This window comes from Actinoalloteichus caeruleus DSM 43889 (genome assembly GCF_000429185.2).
GTDB lineage: Bacteria > Actinomycetota > Actinomycetes > Mycobacteriales > Pseudonocardiaceae > Actinoalloteichus_B > Actinoalloteichus_B caeruleus.
The window spans coordinates 158,919-180,570 of record NZ_AUBJ02000001.1; the positions used below are offsets into that span (position 1 = coordinate 158,919).

General features: G+C 70.8%; 18 protein-coding genes. 10 read left to right on the forward strand and 8 right to left on the reverse strand.

Annotated features, from left to right (window positions below; all coding sequences use genetic code 11):
* Window positions 1–76 precede the first annotated feature (76 nt).
* A complete protein-coding gene (locus G443_RS00685; RefSeq protein ID WP_016701497.1) occupies window positions 77–262 on the reverse strand; it encodes a hypothetical protein in 186 nt (61 codons plus the stop codon).
* 350 nt (window positions 263–612) lie between these two features.
* Here G443_RS00685 and G443_RS00690 point away from each other — a divergent pair, with 350 nt between their 5' ends.
* Window positions 613–1,338: a GntR family transcriptional regulator gene (locus tag G443_RS00690; protein ID WP_030106053.1), complete on the forward strand. Its 726-nt coding sequence runs from the start codon at window positions 613–615 to the stop codon at window positions 1,336–1,338.
* A gap of 318 nt (window positions 1,339–1,656) precedes the next feature.
* Here G443_RS00690 and G443_RS00695 read toward each other — a convergent pair whose 3' ends face one another.
* Together G443_RS00695 and G443_RS00700 are read right to left on the reverse strand one after the other, a co-directional pair.
* Window positions 1,657–1,971: a hypothetical protein gene (locus tag G443_RS00695; protein WP_035292033.1), complete on the reverse strand. Its 315-nt coding sequence runs from the start codon at window positions 1,969–1,971 to the stop codon at window positions 1,657–1,659.
* A 5-nt stretch (window positions 1,972–1,976) separates the two neighbouring features.
* Window positions 1,977–2,666, reverse strand: a complete 690-nt coding sequence (locus G443_RS00700) for a hypothetical protein (RefSeq protein WP_155886116.1) — start codon at window positions 2,664–2,666, stop codon at window positions 1,977–1,979.
* 471 nt (window positions 2,667–3,137) lie between these two features.
* Between G443_RS00700 and G443_RS00705 the strand changes: the two genes are divergently transcribed.
* On the forward strand, window positions 3,138–3,275 hold the full coding sequence (locus G443_RS00705; protein ID WP_245588779.1) for a TetR family transcriptional regulator C-terminal domain-containing protein: 138 nt from the start codon (window positions 3,138–3,140) through the stop codon (window positions 3,273–3,275).
* 46 nt (window positions 3,276–3,321) lie between these two features.
* Here G443_RS00705 and G443_RS00710 read toward each other — a convergent pair whose 3' ends face one another.
* Window positions 3,322–3,807, reverse strand: a complete 486-nt coding sequence (locus G443_RS00710) for a MarR family winged helix-turn-helix transcriptional regulator (RefSeq protein ID WP_026418711.1) — start codon at window positions 3,805–3,807, stop codon at window positions 3,322–3,324.
* Between the two features lie 76 nt (window positions 3,808–3,883).
* On the opposite strand from G443_RS00710, the gene G443_RS00715 reads away from it, so the two are divergent.
* The gene (locus G443_RS00715) at window positions 3,884–5,362 is read left to right on the forward strand and encodes an MFS transporter (protein WP_026418712.1); all 1,479 of its coding nucleotides are present in this window, start codon (window positions 3,884–3,886) and stop codon (window positions 5,360–5,362) included.
* A gap of 379 nt (window positions 5,363–5,741) precedes the next feature.
* Window positions 5,742–6,071 (forward strand): hypothetical protein, encoded by a 330-nt coding sequence (locus G443_RS00720; RefSeq protein ID WP_156038818.1) that lies wholly within the window; start codon window positions 5,742–5,744, stop codon window positions 6,069–6,071.
* Between the two features lie 309 nt (window positions 6,072–6,380).
* On the opposite strand, the gene G443_RS00725 is transcribed toward G443_RS00720, so the two are convergent.
* On the reverse strand, window positions 6,381–7,250 hold the full coding sequence (locus tag G443_RS00725) for a DUF72 domain-containing protein (protein WP_026418714.1): 870 nt from the start codon (window positions 7,248–7,250) through the stop codon (window positions 6,381–6,383).
* Window positions 7,251–7,560: 310 nt separating this feature from the next.
* Between G443_RS00725 and G443_RS00730 the strand changes: the two genes are divergently transcribed.
* Window positions 7,561–8,376, forward strand: coding sequence for a ThuA domain-containing protein (locus G443_RS00730; protein WP_245588780.1), 816 nt, complete (start codon window positions 7,561–7,563; stop codon window positions 8,374–8,376).
* A complete protein-coding gene (locus tag G443_RS00735) occupies window positions 8,361–9,473 on the forward strand; it encodes a Gfo/Idh/MocA family protein (RefSeq protein ID WP_035292069.1) in 1,113 nt (370 codons plus the stop codon). The genes G443_RS00730 and G443_RS00735 overlap by 16 nt, the downstream gene beginning before the upstream one ends.
* Window positions 9,474–9,490: 17 nt before the next feature.
* On the opposite strand, the gene G443_RS00740 is transcribed toward G443_RS00735, so the two are convergent.
* A complete protein-coding gene (locus tag G443_RS00740) occupies window positions 9,491–10,453 on the reverse strand; it encodes a glycoside hydrolase family protein (protein ID WP_026418716.1) in 963 nt (320 codons plus the stop codon).
* Window positions 10,454–10,962: 509 nt separating this feature from the next.
* Between G443_RS00740 and G443_RS00745 the strand changes: the two genes are divergently transcribed.
* Window positions 10,963–12,237, forward strand: coding sequence for an ABC transporter substrate-binding protein (locus tag G443_RS00745; protein ID WP_026418717.1), 1,275 nt, complete (start codon window positions 10,963–10,965; stop codon window positions 12,235–12,237).
* Between the two features lie 81 nt (window positions 12,238–12,318).
* Window positions 12,319–13,623: an alpha-L-fucosidase gene (locus G443_RS00750; RefSeq protein ID WP_026418718.1), complete on the forward strand. Its 1,305-nt coding sequence runs from the start codon at window positions 12,319–12,321 to the stop codon at window positions 13,621–13,623.
* A gap of 65 nt (window positions 13,624–13,688) precedes the next feature.
* On the opposite strand, the gene gad is transcribed toward G443_RS00750, so the two are convergent.
* Window positions 13,689–15,131 (reverse strand): glutamate decarboxylase, encoded by a 1,443-nt coding sequence (gene gad, locus G443_RS00755; protein WP_051313921.1) that lies wholly within the window; start codon window positions 15,129–15,131, stop codon window positions 13,689–13,691.
* A gap of 76 nt (window positions 15,132–15,207) precedes the next feature.
* Window positions 15,208–17,511: a SulP family inorganic anion transporter gene (locus G443_RS00760; protein ID WP_026418719.1), complete on the reverse strand. Its 2,304-nt coding sequence runs from the start codon at window positions 17,509–17,511 to the stop codon at window positions 15,208–15,210.
* Between the two features lie 654 nt (window positions 17,512–18,165).
* Here G443_RS00760 and G443_RS00765 point away from each other — a divergent pair.
* On the forward strand, window positions 18,166–18,915 hold the full coding sequence (locus G443_RS00765) for a DedA family protein (protein ID WP_026418720.1): 750 nt from the start codon (window positions 18,166–18,168) through the stop codon (window positions 18,913–18,915).
* A gap of 464 nt (window positions 18,916–19,379) precedes the next feature.
* A complete protein-coding gene (locus G443_RS00770) occupies window positions 19,380–21,428 on the forward strand; it encodes a transglycosylase domain-containing protein (protein WP_245588781.1) in 2,049 nt (682 codons plus the stop codon).
* Window positions 21,429–21,652 lie beyond the last annotated feature (224 nt).

Consider the following 21,652-nt stretch of genomic DNA (forward strand, 5'->3'; position numbering starts at 1 on the left):
CTTGTGGCAGCGGTGGTCGGGGTCCTGTGCAAGCGCTAACGTCGTTGTGACCGTCCCCCGACAACGGTCAACAGGATCAGGCGGTCAGAGCAGCCAGGATGGCCAGAACCGTGACCGCGGCCAGCAGGGCCAGGGCGACCACGCGCGCCACCGTGGCGATACGCCGACGGCGCCGACGACGTCGCTGCGCCTCGAAGGCACGCACCGCGAGGAGGTCGCGTGCCCGTGCGGTGTCAGCGAGGTCCCCGCCGTGACCGGTCACCGGGTACCCCCACCCGTCAGCGAGCGGAAGCTTCGCGTCGCGGGGTCGTACTCGACAGCTCGGTGCTTGTCAGGCTCCGGTGGCAAGCCTCGTTCCGCGAGCCACGCCGCCCCCCGCAACAACAGGGCTACACTCAGGGAAACGGTGATCAACAGGCACAAAGCCCACGTCGGTACATTCCCTCCGAACGAACAAGGAGCGCTGCGCGGTCGGGGCACCACAGGGAATGGGCCCGCCGCCACAAACGAAGGCGCTAAAGGTGTAGACGTTTATTGTAGGCTGACGCTAGCAGCAAGATCGGCCAAACATCTCCATGTTCACCCCTTAGGAGTAGTCCCGTGGGAACAACCTTGTACAGCCGCATCGCTTCCGAACTCAGGGAACAGATCGCGAGCGGGGAGTTCCCGCCCGGATCGACGCTTCCCGCGATACCCGAACTGATGACGCGCTACGACGCCGCACGTGACACCGTTCGCGACGCGATCAGGGTGCTGTCGGTTGAGGGACTGGTGACCCCACGACGAGGCATCGGAACCGTCGTCCGGGAAACAAGCCCGGTACGGCTCGAGTACGCGCCGATCGGTGCCTCGCGCACCTGGGAAGCCCAGACCGCCGGAGAGGGAACGGACGAGCTCGTTTCAGCCGAGTGGGAGCAGGCCGACCGCGACGTCAGCAGCCGGCTCCGCGTCGACATCGGCGAGCGGGTCATCCGGCGTGTCCGCCACCACTACCAGGGCCAGGGCATCGTTCAGGTACACGAACAGTGGATTCCCGGAACACTGGCCGAGCTGATCGCAGCCAAGGGAGGCGGCGATCTCGCGGACACCACCCGAGGACCAGGAAACATTTTCCAGGAGGCGGAAGACGCCGGACGGAAACCCGATTTCACCACCGAAAGCATCACCGCGCGGATGCCGGACCCCGACGAGCGTGAGGTCCTGGAACTTCCCGTCGGTGTCCCCGTCCTGGTCACGAACCGGACCACGGTGGATGTGGACGGTCAGCCGATTGAGTCCAGCCACATCGTGAGTGCCAGTGACAGGGTGAGCCAGTCCTTCACCGTCCAGCTGGGCTGACGGCAGCCCGCTTCGAGTCGACACATCAGCCCGGGACACGCGGCTCACCAGTTCGCGCACAGACCAGCCTTCGGTGAAGGGTGGCATGGTGGGCGTGAATGGCGCTCGTCGCGCTCGACTGGTGACAGCGGGAGGTGCGGCGTGTGAGGGGAGGAAGGGGTACCGGCCGCGCAACGCGAAGCCCCGTGACGGCGACGTTCTCGTAATCCCCGTCGTACGTGCTCGACGTCCTCACCGCAGCGTGCAGACGCCCACGCGCACCAGACCAACGAGCCCTCAATCAGCGTCACACCTGGTCGGGGGCTCGTTCCACGTCGTTCACGAGAACCACGCGATATCGCCGAAGTCGACTTCGCGCCCGTTCTCCTCGTACTCCCGGGTCTCGCGTTCAATACGCGCCGCTGATTCCTCCGGTGTGCTATCCCAAGCCGCGAAGCCGTCTTCGCGGAGGTCGCCGGCGGTGATCTTGCCCTCGCGAACGAGTTGGGCCGCTATACGACCCGCCCGACTGATCAGATGCTTGTACTCCTTCCCTCCGAAGTGAACCATGATCCCGATGACGTCTGTCATCATGACGTAGTCATACCGGGTGAGATCGCACACCGACTCACGGACCTCGTGGTCAATATCCATCAATATCAATCTTTCGTTGCAACGTGTACTTTGAACACGTTCTGATCTGCATCTCGAACGTCGAGAGTGGGTTCATCCTTCGTTGTTGCCGAGGTGTATCGATACCCAATCCTAGTACCGTCCGAGTCTATGGTCATAATCCCGTTGTACCCGGGAACATCGATCCTACGAGCCCCCCGGGAGAGGGAATCGAATATGTCACGCACTTCCTTGGCGCTATCGACTTCGCGCACCACCGTGCGTCGTCCTCGCGGGGAAAGCCGCCCGATCCCCTCGCCTTCGTTCCTCGCGTACTCGCTCGCGGTCTTCCCTCGCCACGTTCCCACCGTCGGCGGCGCGGCCAGTGGCGCCGCGTCCGTAGGAGCGGTCGGCGCGGCCGGTGGTACTACGGACGTAGGGCTGGGAGGGGGTGTTACCGGCCCTGAGTGGTTTCCGCCTGCGATGGTGTCGAGGTAGTGGCGGATCAGGTCTGCGGACCGGCCGAACGCGGCGTACGCCTGCTTCAGTGGCTGGGCCGCGTCGGCGGCGGCCTTCACCGTCCACACCACGTCGTGGTGCGCTGAAGCTAAGAGGAGTTGGGCAGAGAGTTGGCAGCCTCGTTCCGCCCTGTCGAGCGCCGCGACCAGGTCGCGTTGGGCTTCCTCGATTTCCAGGAGGGCCGTGCGTGCCTGGGCGACGACGTCGGCGACGGACACTGAGCACCCCCCACAAAGCGATTGCGGACAGTGATGGACCGTAGCAACAGGTGATGGTCTGGGGGTGCGAACGGCCTTGTTCGGTGTGGGGGAGGACCGTTCGAGGGGCAGCACGGTGACGAGCAAGCGCGGGAACCGCGAGAACCCGTCAGCGGAACCCGGCCTTACTTCATGCCGTTGGACCAGGCGGTCTGGCGCTCCACGACCGCACTGGAGATGAGCCTCCAGGTTCCGTCGACGACAAGGGGAGGGGGTGGTCCACGTCGAGGTGCCCATCGGGTTGCTCGCTCCCGTCGGGGCGCGTCGGTGGATGTCCGAGTCGCGGTCCTCCGAGGTGCGAAGGGGCGAAGGAGGACGTGGAGGTCGGGCTGACCGCCACCGGGTACACCGTCCCCGCCGGGCACCGCCTGTGGGCCGCGGTGTCCACCGCCCGAGGGGGAGTTCGGCTGTGCGGACCTGGAGGAGTCCGCCGTGCACCAGGTGGCGTTGATCGACGGTCTCGCGCTCCAGTGGCTGCGGCAGGCGCCGCCGCTGACCGCTGAGCAGGCCCGGCGGCACCTGCACCGGATCGTCGAGACCGAGCTTCGCCTCCGGCTCACGGGGGACTGAGCGCGGGCGGCCTCGTCCCCCGCGAGCGCGACCCGGCGGGGCGGGATCAGCGCCCGGTGGGCGGTTGGCCCGTCAGGTGCTCGGTCACGACGGCGTTGGCGCGGCGGGTGAAGTCGAGCAGCAGTCGCGCCTCGGTGTCGTCATAGCCGGCGATGAGTTCCCGGTAGGCGCTGCTGAGGCTGTCCAGCGCCGCGACGACCCGGTCGTACGGTCCGCCCCGCACGATTTCGACGATCACCCGTCGCCGGTCCGAGGTGTCGCGGCGCCGGGTGACGAAACCGCCCCGCTCCAGGCGGTCCACCGCCGCCGTGATCGCCCCGCCTCGCGACAGGCCGATGCGCTCGGCGAGCTGGCCGGCCGACATGGCGCCCTCCTTGTCGAGCACGCCAAGGCACCCGACGTCGGTGATGCTGATGCCGACGCGGTTGGCCACATCCAGATGGAAGAGCACTGCGCGCATCGCCTGTTCGCGCAACGCGTCGTACAGGGCGTCGGTGCGCCCGTTCTCGGTCTGGCCGCTGTCCGGGCTCATACCCCTCCTTTGTCTCTACTTTAGAGATGCTCTATTTTCGTTCTTCTCGGAGCGGACCTGTACTGGAGGATGGATCATGTCAAACACCGCGAGATCGTCGTCGCCGCCGCGCGGCCGGTGGGCCGCGTTCGCGGTCGTCCTCGTCGCGGTCTTCATGGACCTCGTGGACGGCACGATGGTGAGCGTGGCCCTGCCCCGCGTCCAGGCCGACCTCCAGGCGACGGACGCGGAGGTCCAGTGGATCGTCGCCGCCTACCTGTTGGCCTTCGCGTTGGGCATGATCCCCGGCGGACGCCTGGGAGACGTCCACGGGCGCCGGCGGGTCTTCCTCGTCGGCACCGCCCTGTTCGTGCTCTCCTCGGTCGTGTGCGGCGCGGCGGCGTCCGGTGGCGTCCTGGTCGCCGGCAGGGTCGCGCAGGGATTGGGCGCGGCGCTGATGGTTCCGCAGGCGATGGCGCTGATCGTGCAGGTCTTCGGACCGGAGGAGCGACCCCGCGCCTTCGTCGTGTACGGAGCGGTGCTCAGCCTCGCCAACGTCGGAGGTCCACTCCTCGGGGCGCTGTTCCTGCACGTCGACCCGCTCGGCCTCGGGTGGAGGGGGCTGTTCTACGTCAACGTGCCCATCGGGCTGCTCGCCCTCCTCGGAGCGCTCCGCTGGATGCCGGAGTCTCGGTCCTCCGAGGTGCGACGCGTCGACCTGCTCGGGCTCGCCCTCCTCGTGGCCGCCACCTCGGCGGTGATGGTGCCGCTCGTGCAGGGGCGTGAGGCCGGCTGGCCCTGGTGGACGGTTGCCCTCGCGGTCCTGGCGGTGCCCCTGTTCGCCGCCTTCCACCGCAGCCAACGGCGGCGGGGCCTCGGTGAGGACGCGCTGGTGCCGCCCGCGCTGCTGCGGCGCCGTTCCTTCACGGTCGGACTCGTCGTGATGTTCGCCGTCTACTCGGTCCTCTCCTCCCTGTTCGTCGTCCTGCACTACGCGCTCCAACTCGGCCTGGGCTGGACGCCGATGGGCGCCGCCCTGGTCGTCGTCGGGTTCCCCCTGGGCGTCCTCGCGACGACCAGCATCGCCCAGCGGTACGCCCAGGTCGCCGGACGCCGACTGGTCCAGGTCGGGCTGTCGGTCATCTGCCTCGCCACCGCCGGGCTGGCACTGGCGCTCGGGGACGTGGCCCGCTCCGGCGGGGCCTGGACCATCGCCCTGCCGATCGCGGTGATGGGCCTGGGAATGGGCCTGTGCGTCTCGATCCTCACCAGCATCGCGCTCGTCGAGGTGCCCGCCCGCGACGCCGGAGCCGGCTCCGGCGTGGCGAACGCGGTGTTGCAGTGCGGAGGTGCCTTCGGGGTGGCGGTGGTCGGAACCCTCTACTTCGGACTCCTGACCGCTGGCTCCGCGCCCGCCTCCGACCACCTGGGTGCGGCCGCCGCCGCGCTCGGGTACCACCTGGTCGTCCTGGTGGTCTCGCTCGCGCTGACCCCGTTCCTCCCGCGTTCCGCCGTGGCCTCGGTCGAAGGAGCGGAGGAGGTGCCGCCCGTGACGGAGCGCTCCGCCACGGGGTGACCGGCCGACGCGGTAGGGGTGGCGGGCGTCACCCAGCTCCAGGCCCAGGCCGTCCACCATCCATCACCCACACCTTCCCGCCGGGGTCATCGGGTGCGCTCCTTGGGCACGGGACGTGGTTCCCACGAGGACACCCCATTGATCCGTTCGGACCAGTGCGTACTGGTCCGAACGGAGTGAATTCGTCGTTGATCAGGAATTGTCGGACTCGGGAAGCATGATTCGGCGCATCACGGGTACCAAAGCAATCGACAGTTCGGCGACCACGATATCCGGGCTCTTTCCGGGGGTGTCGAAGAACGGCTCAGTCACGGAGGTCACGGTGGGCGGTCTCGTCAATCTCGTTTTCTGGTCCATCACGGGCGGCGTCCTGTTCCTGATGGCTGAGCGTGCCCTCGTGGGCGCCGCCCGCGACGCCGGCGGCGCGGCCGCCGGGCGGGCGGGAGCGGACGCCGGTTCCGCCGTCGCGGGCGGTGGAACGCCGGTGGCGGAGCCGAACGAGAACCCACGTGACGGGCTGGCGCGACCCGGGGCGTCCGCCGCCGCGCGGTCCACGACACGGGGATACCGGCCCGTTTCGGCTGCTCGGCGGGGTTCGTCCCGCCCTGGGGGGTCCGTCAGGACCCGGCGCCGCCGGTCCACCGAGCGGCGGACCGACCCCCGCGCGCTGCTGGCGGTGGAGACCGGGGTGCTGCGACGGGCAGCCTGACCCGTACCGCGTGGTTCCGCCGAACGGGAACCTGTCGGTTCGGCCCGTTAGGGTGACCGGAACAGGCGGGCGGAACAATTCCGCTGGATTCGGGGGAATGCGAAGAAGTGCTGGCTCCGGATTCTCCGGGTGCTGGTGCGGAGATCGTCCCGTCGTTGGTCGTGGGAAATGGGCGGGGTCGGTTTCGACCGTCCGGCCCGCCGCGAACACGGGGAGTGGTGGAGTACCGACCGGGGCCGCGAGGCGCGCCGGGAACCCCGCCGTCGGGGTGGTCACGCCGGGCGGTGCGCGCGGGCCCGCCCTACCGGGTCAGCCGCCCACCAGCAGGTGCGACAGCTGCTGGGCGTTCGTGTGGGCGTAGTCGGCGTGGCAGTTGTTCATCACGACGTGGGTGCGGTCCGCCCGCTGGGCGAGGTCGGTGATGCGAGGCGCCCACTCGGCCAGCTCCGGACCGCTGTAGTGGTAGCCGAACCGTTCCTGGACGTCGCGGCTGGTCCACTTCTCCGAGTGGCCGTGGAACCGGACGACCGCGAGGTCGGCGGTGGCCGCCAGCACCGGGGGGATCGAGTTCGGATAGCCCTGGGGCATGTCCACGCAGACGTAGGGCAACGCGTGGTCGCTGAGGAACCCGAGGGTCTCCCGCTGGTTGTCCTCCGACATCCAGGTGTGGTTGCGGAACTCGACGCAGACCGGGACCGGAGCGCACCGGCGCTGGCATTCGAGCAGGTACTGCTTGTTCCGACGTCCGATCGGGAACCACTGCGGGAACTGGAAGAGCAGCCCGCCCAACTTCCCCGCGTCGAGCAGCGGTGTCAGGGCCGACAGGAACCGTTCCCACACCGACTCCACGAGTCCGGGGTCGGCGTCCCGCTGGTAGAGGTTCCTCGACCCCTCGGGTCGCAGGTCCTTCGGCAGGGCCGAGGGTTTCGTCGGGTGGTGGGTCAGCAGGGAGAACGCCTTGACCGTGAAGGTGAAGTCGGCGGGAGTGCGCTCCGCCCAGAGCCGGGCGGTGTTCTCGGCCGGCGAGGCGTAGTAGGTCGAGTCGACCTCCACCAGGGGGAACCGCGAGGCGTAGTAGCGGAGCCGGTCCTCGGCGGTCCGGGCCTCGGGCGGGTACCAGTCGGTGGCCAGCAGGGTGGGATCGGTCCACCCCGCCGTACCCACCAGGATCTCGCCCACGCCCCGAACGGTAGTCCCGGGCTCCGAGGGCGGCAGCCCAGCGCTCGGTGACCAGCTCGAACGGCCGGCCGCCCCGGCCCGCGATGGTGCTCCCACCCGTGGTCCGCCCCACCTCGCCCCGGGCGGGACGGCCAGTCCGGGACGGGAGACCATCGGCTGGCGACCTCGGCGCCCAGAGCGGCGTCACCACCGCCGCTCGGCGGTTCGCGGGGCGTCCCCCGCGAACCGGGCGGCCCCATCGCGGCGCGGACGCGTTCTGGCAGACTGGTTGACTGGGTGGTAACCGCTTCCACGCCCGGGAACCCGCGCGTTGCGCGAGGACGCGGTCGCGGCGGCGCACCCGACGGGCACGGCGACCGGACACGACGAGGTGAGGATTCTTCGTGCGACACACCCCGACGACAACGTCAGACAGCCCGCGAGGGGCGCGGTCCGCGTCGACGGGGGGCACGCGGTGAGCGGGCCCGACCACCGCCGACGGGCGCTCGTGGTGCGGGGCGGGTGGCCCGGGCACGAGCCGCGAGCCGCCACCGACCTCTTCCTGCCGTTCCTGCGCGGCAACGGCTTCGACGTCGACACCCTCGACTCCCTCGACGTCTACACCGACGACGAGCGGATGGCGGCCACCGACCTGGTGGTGCAGTGCTGGACCATGGGCGAGGCCACCGAGGACCAGGTCCGGGGCCTGGCCGACGCGGTCCGCGCCGGAACCGGTCTCGCCGGCTGGCACGGCGGGATCATCGACGCGTTCCGGGGCAGCATCGACTACCAGCGCCTCACCGGTGGCCAGTTCCTGTGGCACGCCCCGGGGCTGACCGACTTCGAGGTCACCGTGCGGCCCGACCACGCCCACCACCCCGTCGTCGCCGGCCACCACCGGCTGCGCCTGCACTCCGAGCAGTACTGGGTCGCCACCGACTCCCACAACGAGGTGCTCGCCGAGACCGTGCTGCCCGCCGGACCCGACACCCCGTGGGACCAGCCGGTCACGATGCCCGCGATCTGGACCCGCACGTGGGGGAGTGGCCGGGTCTTCGTCTCCACACTCGGCCACCACCTGCCGGACCTCACCGACCCAGCCGTACGAGACATCACGGGAAGGGGGCTGCTGTGGGCCGCCCGTTGAACATCGGCATCATCGGAGCCGGCACGATCAGCCGGCGGTACGCGCGCACCATCGCCGACCGTCCCGAGTTGAACCTGACGGCCGTCGCCGACCTCGTCGAGGACCGGGCGACCGAGCTCGCCGCCGCGTACCCACCCGCCACCGCCCGATCCGTGGGCGAACTGCTGAGCAGTGACGACGTGGACGTGGTGGTCAACCTGACCATCCCCGCCGCGCACACCGGGGTCAGCATGGCCGCGCTCCGGGCGGGCAAGCACGTCTACGTGGAGAAGCCGCTCGCCCTGGACGTGGCCGAGGCGGGGGCGGTGCTGGACTTCGCGGAGGGGCGGGGACTGCGGGTCGCCTGCGCGCCGGACACCGTGCTGGGCACCGGGTTCCAGACCGCACGCCACCTGTTGGACGCCGGCGCCGTCGGCGACGCCGTCGCCGCCACCGCGTTCTGGACCTCACCGGGACACGAGACCTGGCACCCCGACCCCGCCTTCTACTACCAGCCCGGCGCCGGACCCCTCTTCGACATGGGGCCCTACTACCTCACCGCGCTGATCAGCCTCCTCGGCCCGGTCGAGCAGGTGTTCGGGGCGGGGAGCCGCGCCACTGACACCCGCACGGTGGGCAGCGGCCCCCGGCAGGGGGACCGCGTCCCGGTCGAGGTGGACACCCACGTCTCCGCGTTGCTGCGCCACGAGTCCGGCCTGGTCAGCACCCTGATGGTGAGCTTCGACGTCGCCGCGTCCCGGCTGCCGAGGATCGAGGTGTACGGCACGGCCGGAACCCTGTCCGTCCCCGACCCGAACGCCTTCGAAGGCAGCTGCGAACTGTGGCGGTCGGGGTCGGACGGCTGGGTCGAACAGCACCCCCAGGCCGGGGCACCGGACACCGAACGCGGCTACGGGCTGGTCGACCTCGCCGACGCGCTGGCCCACGACCGCGAACACCGGGCCAGCGGGCGGCTCGCGCTGCACGTCCTCGACGTCATGCGCTCGGTGCTCACCTCGAACGAGACGGGGTCGGGGGTCCGGGTCGCCAGCACCTGCGCCCGGCCCCCGGCCCTCCCGTTGCCGACCGCCGCCGACGGTCTCGTCGGAACGACCTGACCGGGGCCGCGTGGTGGTCAGCCGGGCAACTGGCCACCACGCGACTCCACGGTGCGGGCCGCGTCCAGGGTGAGGGAGAACGGCGCGTCGCGGTCACAGGTCAGCCGACCGTCCACCACCCTGAGCTCGGCGACCTGCACCCGTGCCCGGCGCTCTCCGCCGGGCTCGGTGAAGTACACGAGGAAGGCCCGTTCCCCCTGCGTGATCGCGACCGCGTGGTGCCCCAGCCCGTCGTCGCCGTCCCGCACCCCCGGCCGGTCCAGGATCGGTTCGTCCTGGAGTTCCCAGGCGGTGAGGTCATCCGACCGGTAGACGGACAGACCGGACCAGAAGTCGTTGATCATCCAGTGGCTGCCGGCGAACGAGAAGACCGTGGGCCCCTCCTGCGGGCGGTCGGTGATCACCGGGCCGACCGTCGTCCAGTCGAACAGGTCAGGCGAGTCCGCCGCGTGGATGTGGCTGTCGTCCGCCTCGTCCTTGAACCACATGCGCCAGCCGCCCCCCGGTAGCGGGGCGACAGCGGCGTCGATCACCTTCCTGCTGGACAGGTCGAGTTCCGAACGGAACTCCCAGCTCCACAGGTCCGACGACGTGTAGTGCAGGATCAGCCGCTCGCCGACCCAGTCCGTGGGCACGCCCCGGACGTAGGAGACGAACATGTGGTACTGGCCCTCGTGCCAGACCACCTCGGGCGCCCAGTACGTGTTGCGCCCCCGCTCGAAGGCGAGGCCCTCGGCGACCCCCCGGTACAGCCAGGTCGCGCCCCCGTCCGAACTCGTCGCCACCCCGATGTCCGTGCCGTGCACCCAGGCGAAGCCCTCCACGTCGGCGGTAGCCCGCCGCTGCGTGTAGAACATCCACCACTCCCCGGTCGCGCGGTGGTGGATCAACGTGGGGTCGGTGGCGCCGTCGTACACGGGATCCCGGTACAGCGGAGCTCGGACGACCTCGTCCCTGGTCGGTGCGGTTCCGGCACTCACGTCGAGATTCCCTCCCTGTTCGGGGCCCGCCGCGACCCGTCCACGGCGGTGCGCCCCGGGGGCGGCCGCGGGTCCCCGGCCCGACGCTCCTCGCCGGCCGACGGGTGGCCCGGCGCCACCCTAGGCGATCGCCCGCCGCCCGCCGGGGAACCGTCCCGCTGGCACCCTCCCCGCCGCCGCACCGGTCCCCAGGGCATCCGACAGGCCCGCTGACCAGGCCGTTCGACCACCAGACCACCGGAGCGGCCGGCGACCGCCCGCCCGGAGGGGCGCGGGCGCCCGACCCCGCCGGCCCACGGGGGCCACGGGGATTGGCCGGGAAGGGCCAGACATCCGATGACAGGGCGGGCCGGCCGGGAGAACCACCCATACTCGGTCAACCAGATCCCGCGTACGACGCGCTCACGGCCGGGAACGGGCACGACGGCCGCACCGGCGGGCGCCGATCTCGGCGGGCCCCGACCCCGCGCCGTGGGGTGGCGGGAAGGGAAGCCAGGAAGGACAGCAACATGCGCAGACGTTGGCCTCTCGCCGTCGCCGCGGCGGCTGCGGTCGCGGTGGCCGGGTGTGGATCGCAGGACGGCGGCGACGGTGACGTCACCCTCCGCTTCGTCTACTGGGGCAACGACGACCGTGCCCAGGCGACGAACGAGGCGATCGCCCTGTTCGAGGAACGCCACCCGAACATCAGGGTGGAGAGCTCCTTCTCGTCCTTCGAGAACCACTTCCAGAAGCTGTCCACCGAGGTCGCCGGGGGCAACGCCCCGGACATCGTGCAGATGGACTACCGGTACCTGCGGGAGTACGCGGACCGGGGGGTGCTGCTCGACCTCGCCAGCGGCGAGGCGGGGGAGAACCTCGCGACCGAGGACATCCCCGACGAGCTGCTGGCCTCCGGTCAGCTCGACGGTCAGCTCTTCGGGATCCCAATGGCGCAGAACACCCAGGTCCTCATCTACGACAGCGAACTCTGGGAGGACGCCGGGGTCACGCCGGAGGACGGCTGGACCTGGGACGACTTCCACGCCGCTGCCCTCGCGATCAGCGAGGGCAGCGACGCGGAGCCCTCCGTGTTCGGCACCTCCGACTTCGGCGGCGCCGAGGACTGGTTCGAGGTGTGGCTGCGGCAGCAGGGCAAGGAGCTGTTCACCGACGACGGGCAGATCGGCTACGACGGCGAGGACCTCGCCGAGTTCTGGGAGCTCGCCGCCGAGTTCCGCGAGTCGGGTGCCGCCACCCCGCCGGAGATCAGCACCGGCATGGACGGCTCGATCGCCACCAGCCCGATGGGCAAGAACCGGTCCGCCTCGGAGTTCGGCTACGACAGCGGGTTCACCTCCTACGAGCAGACCCTGGGCCGCCCGATGGGCCTGGCCCCGTTCCCCTCCTCCGGTGACGAGCTCGGGCAGTACGCGAAGCCGTCCATGCTCGCCTCGGTGGCCGCGAACACCGACCACCCCGCCGAGGCGGCCCTGTTCGTCGACTTCATGATCAACGACGTCGACGCGGGCCTCATCCAGGGCACCACGCGGGGGATGCCGGTCAACGCCGAGGTCCGCGAGGCCGTCGGTGGTGAGTTGGAGGGCGCCGAGCTCGCGGTGTTCACCTTCGAGGAGGAGATCGCCGACCAGCTCGCCACCGCACCCCCGCCGCCCCCGCCGGGTGAGGGCGCCGTCAAGCGGGACTTCCAGCGCGTCAACGACGACGTCGCCTTCGGCCGCCTCACCGTCGAGGAGGGCGTCGAGCGCTTCCTCACCGACGCGAAACGACAACTGGGCGGTTGATCCACCGGCCGTGGTCGACGTCCGAGCCGACCAGCGCACGCGCACCCGGGGATGGGCGACCCCACGAGGAAGGACACCGGAATGACCGACGCCGTCGCGGCCCGGACCGCCTGGTTCACCGAAGCCCGGTTCGGCCTCTTCGTGCACTGGGGCCTCTACTCCCTCGCCGCCAGGCACGAGTGGGTCAAACTGCGGGAACACCTCGACGACGAGCACTACGACCGGTACTTCCGCCACTTCCGGGGCGACCGCTACGACCCGGCTCGCTGGGCGCGTGACGCCCGGCGAGCCGGTATGCGGTACGCGATCCTGACCAGCAAGCACCACGAGGGCTTCTGCCTGTGGGACTCCACCCACACCGACTACAAGGTGACGAACACACCCGCTGGCCGGGACGTGCTGGCCGAGTTCGTCGACGCCTTCCGGGCCGAGGGCCTGCGCGTCGGCTTCTACTACTCGCTGATCGACTGGCACCACCCCGACTACCCCTGGGACGGCATGCACCCCCGTTGGGAACGCGGGGGCGACAACCACGAGGGCGATCTCGACTCCTACGTCGACTACCTGCACGCCCAGGTCCGGGAACTGGTGACCGCCCACCGGCCGGACGTGTTGTGGTTCGACTTCTCCTTCCCCGAGCCGGCTTCCGGCCTGGACAACGGCAAGGGACGCGACCACTGGCGGTCGGCGGACCTCGTCGCGATGGTGCGGGAACTCGCACCCGCCACGCTCGTCAACGACCGCCTCGACCTCCCCGGATCCGCCGACTTCCTCACCCCCGAGGAACGGTCCCCGCACGACGACCTCACCGAGCGGGGACTCCCCTGGGAGACCTGCCGCACCCTCAACGGGTCCTGGGGCTACGCGCCAGGCTTCCAGCAGTGGCTCGACGCCGGCCAGGTGATCCGGGTGCTGGTGGACGGCGTCGCGAAGAACGGCAACCTGCTCCTCAACGTCGGCCCGACCGCCCGGGGCGAGTTCGAACCCCGGGCCAGGGCCCTCCTCGCCGAGGTCGGTGACTGGCTGGAGGTCCACTCCGACGCCATCCACGGGGCCGGGCCGTCGCGGTTCCCCACCCCGGACGACTGCCGCCTCACCCAGCGCGGCGACCGGCTCTACCTGCACCTCTTCGCCTGGCCCTCCGGGCAGGTGGTGTTGCCGGGACTCGCGGGGCACCTCGAGTACGCCGCCTTCCTGCACGACGGCGCGGAGGTGGAGTTCACCGAGATCCGCGACTGGCGGCCCGACGTCCCGCACCGGGTGGCCCCCGGTCCGGAGGGGTCCGTGGTGCTGCGGTTGCCCACCGTTCGCCCCGAACAGGAGGTACCCGTCGTCGAACTCGTGCTCGTCGACCCCGGGCACGGAACAGCCTCGCCGGCCGACTGACGGCCGGGCAACGGGGAGGGGAGCGGCCGGGCACTCGGGGTGACTCCGCCGCACCCGACAACACCTCAGCCCGGCGAACGCCGAGGCCGAGGGTGGGCGGCACCGGACCGGGTCGCGCCGTGGTCGAAACCGCCGGCCTCCGGCCCCCGCACCGGACCGGTCTGACGGCGCAGCCGAGGCAACGCCCGCCGGAGATCGGCCAGGAAGAGGTCCGAGAGGTCCCTGGTGAAACCGTTGCGCACCACGACCCGGAGCACGGACAGGTCGGTGCGATCCGGTGGGAAGGTGTACGCCGGCACCAGCCAGCCGGACTCCCGCAGCGCCGCGGCCACGTCGAACACGCTGTACCCCGTGACGTCCCCGCGGAGGCACCACGTGAGGACCGGCAGCTGGCTGCCGTCGCTGACCAGGCGGAACGGCCCCAGGTCCGCCACCGCTGCCGCGAGCCGGGTGGCCACCTCCCGGCAGTACAGCTGCACGCGGCGGTAACCGGTCACGCCAAGCCGGAGGAAGTTGTAGTACTGCGCCACGACCTGCGCTCCCGGCCGGGAGAAGTTCAACGCGAAGGTGGGCATGTCGCCACCCAGGTAGTTCACCCGGAACACCAGGTCCTCCGGGAGCGCTGACGGTTCCCGCCACACCACCCAGCCCACGCCCGGGTACACCAACCCGTACTTGTGGCCGGAGGTGTTGATCGAGGCGACCCGGGACAACCGGAAGTCCCACCGCAGGTCCGGGTCGCAGAAGGGGGCCACCATGCCACCCGAGGCCGCGTCCACGTGCACCGGGACGTCGAGGCCGGCGCGCCCCTCCAGCTCGTCCAACGCCCGGCAGATGTCCTCGACGGGTTCGTAACTGCCGTCGAAGGTCGACCCGAGGACGCCGACCACGCCGATCGTGTGGTCGTCGCAGCGGGCCACCGCCTCCTCCGGGGACAGGTGGAACCGGGCGCCCGACATCGGCACCACCCTCGGTTCGACGTCCCAGTAGTTGGCGAACTTGTCCCAGCAGACCTGGACGTTGGCACCCATCACCAGGTTCGGGCGCTCCGTCGACGCGCCCGCCGCCCGCCGGCGGTGCTGCCACCGGCGTTTCAACGCCAGCCCGGCGAGCATGCAGGCCTCACTCGACCCCGTCGTCGAACATCCGACGGCCCGACGCGGGTCCGGGGCGTTCCACAGCCGGGACAGCATGTGGACGCACCGCTCCTCCAACTCGGCGGTCCTCGGGTACTCGTCCTTGTCGACCACGTTGCGGTCGGAGCACAACGCGATGAGCTCGTCCGCCTCCTCGTCCATCCAGGTCGTGACGAAGGTGGCCAGGTTCAGGCGCGCGTTGCCGTCCAACATCAGCTCGTCGCGCACCACCTGGTAGGCCACCCGGGGCGGGAGTCCCCGGTGCGGCAGGGCGTGCCGGGGAACCCGCGTCGGCTCCTCGGTGAACACCGGGTTCACCGACACCTCGTCGTCGCCGTCGGGCCGGTCGCCGGAGAGCGGTCCACGCGCCATGCCCGCACCGTACTGACGGGGTGGCGGTCCGGCAGGCTGATCAGCCGCCGGACCGCCACGTCCACCGCCCGCGCACTCACCCCGCGCCGTCGGCCAGGGGCAGTGCCGCCTCCCCCTCGTCCGGGACCCGCAGCTCCCCGGTCCCGGGGTCCACCAGGTAGACCTTCGCCTCGGAGATGTCGAAGTAGAGACCGACCAGCCGCAGCCGGCCCTCGGTGACCGCATCCCGCACGCACGGGTAGGTCATCAGGTTCGCCAGCTGCTGCACGACGTTGCGCACCGCCAGCGACCGCTGGCACGCCGGTTCCGGCTCGGACAGGTCGTCGGCCGGCGCCGGCGGTGGGGGGACCACCAGCGGTTCGGCGTGGGCGAGCCAGTTCGACAGGTGGCTGTCCCCCTCGGTCCCGCCCCGCGCGACCGCGTTCATCGCCCCGCAGTGCGAGTGCCCGCACACCGTGATCGAGTCGACGGCCAGGGCCTGCACCGCGTACTCGACGGCGGCCCCGACCGAGGCGTCCCCGGGGGCGCCGCACGGCGGTACCAGGTTGCCCACGTTCCGGACCGTGAACAGGTCGCCCGGCCCGCTGGTGGTGATCACGTTGGGGACGACGCGGGAGTCCGCGCAGCAGAGGAAGAGCTGGCTGGGGCGCTGACCATTGGTCGCCAACTCCGCGAGGTAGGGGCGGACGAGAGGAGCGGAGTGCCGTTCGAACTCCCGCATCCCCAGGATCATCGGGTCCTCCCCGCGTTCCCGCTGCCGGGGGATCGCCGAGCGGGCCGGGTGCTGCCAGTGCCGCCAGGAGGCCAGCCACTGCGGCACGACGTGCGCGGGGCTCTTGCGCCGGCGGGGCCGCGCCCCGTCGGAGACGTGCTGGTACCACACACCGGTGGTCTCCTCGACCCGGACCGTTCCCCCCTGGCGCTCGTACTCGCGCCGCCACTCGTGCAGGGCGTCGAAGGCCGCGTGGTCCATGAAGTCGATGTGCAGTTCGACCGTGACCGATCCGCCGGGCGGGATGGCCCGCAGCCGCTCGGTCAACCCGGCGGCCCCGAGGAACACCATCGACCCCTGGACCCGCACCAGCCACTCGCCGGAGCCCCGGTCGCGGACCTCCACCCGCTGGTGGGCGAGGCGGTACAGGCTGACGAGCACCGCCACCGCGATCCCGAGCAGCACCCCGTAGAGCAGGTCGATGAACACCACGCCGAGCATCGTGGTGGCGTAGACGGGGAACTCCCGGTGCCGCCACAGCAGCCGTATCTGCGCGACGTTCACGAGCTTGGCGCCGACGACGACCAGCACGGCCGCGAGCGCGGCCATCGGGATCAGCTCGAGCGTGTCGGTCAGGAACAGGACGAAGACACCGATCCAGACCCCGTGCATCACCGCCGAAGCCCTGGTGCGCGCTCCAGCCGCCACGTTCGTGGTGCTCCGCACGATCACCTGGGTGACAGGCAACCCGCCGAGCGAGCCCGAGACCATGTTCGCGGTGCCCTGCGCGACCAGTTCCCTGTTCAGGTTCGCCCGTGGCCCCGAGTGCATCCGGTCGACCGCGACCGCGGCCAACAACGACTCCACGCTGGCGACGAGCGCCAGGGTGAGCACCGCCAGGACGATGGCCCCGACCGGTCCGGCCGGCATCTCGGGCAGCGCGAGCTCCCCGAGGGGGTCCTCCGGAAGCGCGACCCGGTCGACGTCGAGACCGAGCGCCCAGGCGGTGATCGTCGCCCCGAGCACCGCGACCAGGGCCGCCGGTACCGCCTTCACCCGCCGCAGCCGAGGCCAGCCCAGCATCAGACCGATGGTGAGCCCACCGATGACGACCGTGGGCAGGTGCGCGTTGGCGAGGTTCGGTACGAAGGCACGGAGGTTGTCGAGGGCGCCCGTCCGAGCCTCGGCCCCGAGGACCAGCTGGAACTGGCCGATCAGGATCGTCAGCCCGATGCCGGCGAGCATGCCGTGCACCACCGCCGGCGAGAGGGCCAACGCCACGCCCGCGACGCGGCTCAGCCCGAGTACCACCTGGAGGATGCCCGCGGCGACGACGATCCCGGTGGTCGCGGCCCAGCCGAACTGTTCGATGAAGCCGGCCACGATCACGACCAGGCCGGCGGCCGGTCCGCTCACCCCGAGCGGGGCTCCGCTGAGCGCGCCACCCACGACCCCGCCGACCACGGCGGCGACCAGCCCCGCCATCAGCGGCGCGCCGGTGGCCACGGCGATGCCCAGGGACAGGGGGAGCGCCACCAGGAACACCACCAGGGATGCCGGGAGGTCGTGTCGCGCCAGTGACGCGAGCCGGCCGGGTGAGGGGGCCCCTGGCGGGTCGACCGCGGTGCGTTCCCCGCCGTGCGGGTGGGACTCGTCGCGTTTCTGCATGGGAGACGTCCTTCGGTGTCATCACTGAGTGCGTCCGTTCGGGCACTCGTCGTGTTCGGTGGTGGAGGTGCGGCGTCGTCCGGAGCGCGGACCACGCTCCGGTGAGGTCCTGGGTGGGTGCGTCCTCCTCGCGCGACGACGGGCGTGGAGGGGAGGGGCGGGCCGGGTGGGCGCGGTGGTCCGGGACCGGTCGAACTCGCTCGGGGGACCGGCGGAGGTGCTGGTGACGCCGTGCCGTGCCGGACGAGTCAGGAGCCGGGGAGGGCCCGTCAGGCCGCCGGCCCGCCTAACCGGCGGCCGGGAGGTCTGGGGGAGTGGCGACGGACGAGCGCGCTCCTCATGGTCACCTCCACTGCTCCAGCGGCACGAAGGAGTGAGTCCAACTGCCGCCACCGGCTAGTTACATCTTGACCAAATTGGGCCTTCAAGACAAAACGAATCAACCAGTCGGGTTAAAGATTTTCCGCCGGATGCACAGCGTGGTGGCGCAACCCGAACGCGGGACTCACGTCCTACCAGTGAGGATGAGTAGACGAGCGGGTCACCTGCCCCAGGCTGACCTGGCCTGGTCGGACGTGCGCCCGACGGGCTTCCCGGGAGCGACCCGCGACAGTGGTCCGGCCGCCGGGCCTCGAACGCGACTGAACGGGAGCGATGCTGGTGGCAGTGGTGAGCGAGATGCTGGACGCCCTTGCCGATCTGCCCAGGCCCGCCGTCATCGCGGCCGCCGGCCTGCTCGTCCTCGCGGAGTGCACCCTCGGGCTCGGCTTCCTCGTGCCCGGGGAGACCGGCCTGCTGGTCGCCTCCACGACCGCGCGCGACGCCTGGACCTTCGTGATCCTCTGCCTCGTCGTCACGGTCTGCGCCGCCACCGGGGACTCCATCGGTTACTGGCTGGGACGGCGCTACGGGGTTCGGCTCCGGGAGAGCCGCCTGGTGCGTCGCATCGGCCTCCAGCACTGGGACCGCGCGGCCGAACTGCTCCGGCGGCATGGCGGCGGAGCGGTGTTCGCCGCCCGGTTCCTCCCCGTGGTGCGCACCCTCACCCCGGCCTCCGCCGGTGCCGCCGGCCTTCCCTACGCGCGGTTCCTGCCGGCGTCGATCTCGGGCGCCGCCTGCTGGGCGCTCCTGCACGTCTCGATCGGTGCCGCCGCCGGCGCCTCCGCCGAGTACCTCGAACGCAAGCTCGGCGTCGCGAGCTGGTTCGTCTTCGGCGCGATCGTGCTCGCCGCCGTGGTCGTCACCATCGTCAGGAAGCGCCGGAGCGCGGCGCGGGAACGCCTCCCCGAAGCCGACCCGGCGGAGGCCGTGCTGGTGGGGAAACCGGCCGGCATGGCCCCGGTCTCCGACGGACCACGCGAGCACACCGCAGGCGAACCGGACGACGCCGCCCCCCGCGGGTGACCCCACCTGGCAGCCGAGCACCGGTCCCGGCTGGGCCTCGGGCGTTCCCGCTCGCCTGCCCGGCGGAGGAGTCCCCCGGAAGTGGTCGTTCAACCCCCGACTGATCTAACGTCAGTCAGACGTGCGGTACCGGATCATGCGGTGCGGACGGGGCTGCCCGGTCGGTTGGACCGGGCCATCGGAGTTCGAGAGCCACATCACGCGCCGGCGCGCAACGTCGACACCGGTGCGAACGTCCTCCTCCTGGGAGGAGGACAGCCGGCCGGCGCCAGTGCGCTGGCCGACCCGGCGCCGGAACCTCGTCGAACGCCTCCGTCCATCACCGGTCCTCTCGTGAGAGAGCGTGTCGCGAATCGTGTGGGTGAGCCGTCCTCGCTCGCCCCGTGGAAGGGGTTGTTCCTGCCGTGATCCTGGCTCGGGCGAAAGGCGCCTCCAAGCTGCTGGGTCTCTGTCTGATAGCCGGAGTGCTCCTCGCCGCCGTCTTCTTCCCCGCGGCAGCCGGCTTCGGCGCGGTGTCCAACCAGGCGGCCGACACCGTGAGCGGAACGTCGGCGGAGATGGAGAGCGCGGAACCCGCGGTGGTGACCACCGTGACCGACCGCGACGACAATCCGATCGCCTACCTGTACCACCAGAACCGGGTGATGGTGGGGCCCGACGAGATCTCCGACGAGATGAAGGCCGCCATCATCGCCGTGGAGGACCACCGGTTCTTCGACCACGACGGCGTCGACTGGCAGGCGACCTTCCGGGTGGCCGTCCAGAACCAGTTCGCCGGCCGCATCGAGGGCGGCGGGTCGACCCTGACCCAGCAGTACGTGAAGAACTACCTCGCCTTCATCGTGGGTGACGGTGACGAGGAGGCCTTCGGGGAGGCCACCGAGGCCACGATGGCCAGGAAGCTGCGCGAGGCCCGCATCGCCCTGGACATCGAGAAGCGCATGACCAAGGACGAGATCCTGACGGGCTACCTGAACATCGTGCCCTTCGGGAACGAGACCTACGGGGTGCACCAGGCAGCGCGCACCTACTTCGACACCACACCCGACCAGCTCAACCTGCCGCAGGCCGCGCTGCTCGCCGCCGTGGTGAACGCGCCGAGCGTGCTGAACCCCGGCCGGAATCCAGAGGACGCCCAGCGTCGCCGCAACCTCGTGCTCAATCGCATGGGTGACGAGGGCATGCTCGGGGAGACCGTTGAGGACAGCCGCCGGGTCGCCGAGGAGGCCAAGCAGGAGCCCCTCGGTGTGATCAACCCGCTCAACCGCCTGCCCAACGGCTGCGTCGGCCACGGCAACGGTGACGTCAACGGCTTCTTCTGCTCCTACGTGATGAACTACCTGCGCGAACACGGGTTCGACGACGAGGACCTCAAGCGCAACGGCTACACGATCAAGACGACGTTGGACCCGGTGGCGACGCAGGCGGCCAAGGCCGCGGCCGAGCAGGAGGTCGGCAAGACCACCCCGGGCGTCGCCAACGTGATGGCCGTCGTCGAACCGGGGCGGGAGTCGCACAAGGTGCGGGCGCTGGTCGCCAACCGCGACTACGGCGTCGACCCGGACCGGGGGCAGACGAGCTGGGACCTGCCCAGCGCGGTGATGCCCTTCGGCACGGGGTCCACGTACAAGATCTTCACCGCCGCCGCCGGTCTCGAACAGGGCTACAAGATCCACCAGGAGTTCGACTCCCCGGAGTCCCACACCTCGTCGGTGTACCGCAACGGCAACAACCCCTACGTCGTCACCGGCGGCATGGACCGCAGGGTCTCCCTCCAGGACTCCCTCGCCTTCTCCCCCAACACCACCTTCGTGCAGATGTCCGAGGAGATCGGGCTGGACAGCGTGGTGGACATGGCCTACCGGTTGGGGCTGCGCAAGGGCATGGACGGGGTCAACCACAACGGCACCGGCATCGACCCGGACTCGGACGACCCCCGGGTGAGCATGCCCCAGCGGGACTTCCTCAAGCAGAACAACATGGGCGCCTTCACCCTCGGCTTCACCCCGACCAGCGTGCTGGAACTGGCCAACGTCAGCGCCACCCTCACCAGCGGCGGCGTGTGGTGCCCGCCTTCCCCGATCGAAGCCATCACCGACAAGCACGGCAACCCGGTCGAGATCGAGGAACAGCCGTGCGAGCAGGCCGTCGACGAGGGCCTGGCCAACTCGATGGTCGTCGCCCTGAGCAAGGACGACACGGTGGGCACGGCGGCGAACGCCGCCAACGCCACCGGCTGGAACCGGCCCGCGATCGGCAAGACCGGCACCACCCAGGGACACCGCTCCGCCGCCTTCACCGGAGCCACCCCCCAGATGGCCGGTGCCGTGCTCATCTTCGGCGACGGCGCCTCGCCCCAGCCGATCTGCAGTGGCCCGCCGGTCACCGAATGCGGTGTCGGGAACATCTACGGGGGTCACGCACCCGCCAGGACCTGGTTCCGCGCGATGAACGTCATCCTGGAGGGAACCGAGGTCGCGGCACTACCGCAGGCTGATCCTCGCCACCTCTGACCTCTTCGGAGGAGAACGTCGGGCCTGCCGGGCGAATGCGCCCTCCGACCCGCGAGGCCCGGGTGGCCGTCCACCGGAAATGAGAGGATGGCCACCCGGTCGCCGGGCCCGAACCCCGCCGACCGGGCGAAACGTCCGCACACCCCCGCACGGTCCCCTTGACGGAATCGAGATGATTCACGCGTGCCCACTCGGGTAACCGGGGAGGGTAAGGGGAGAGTTGT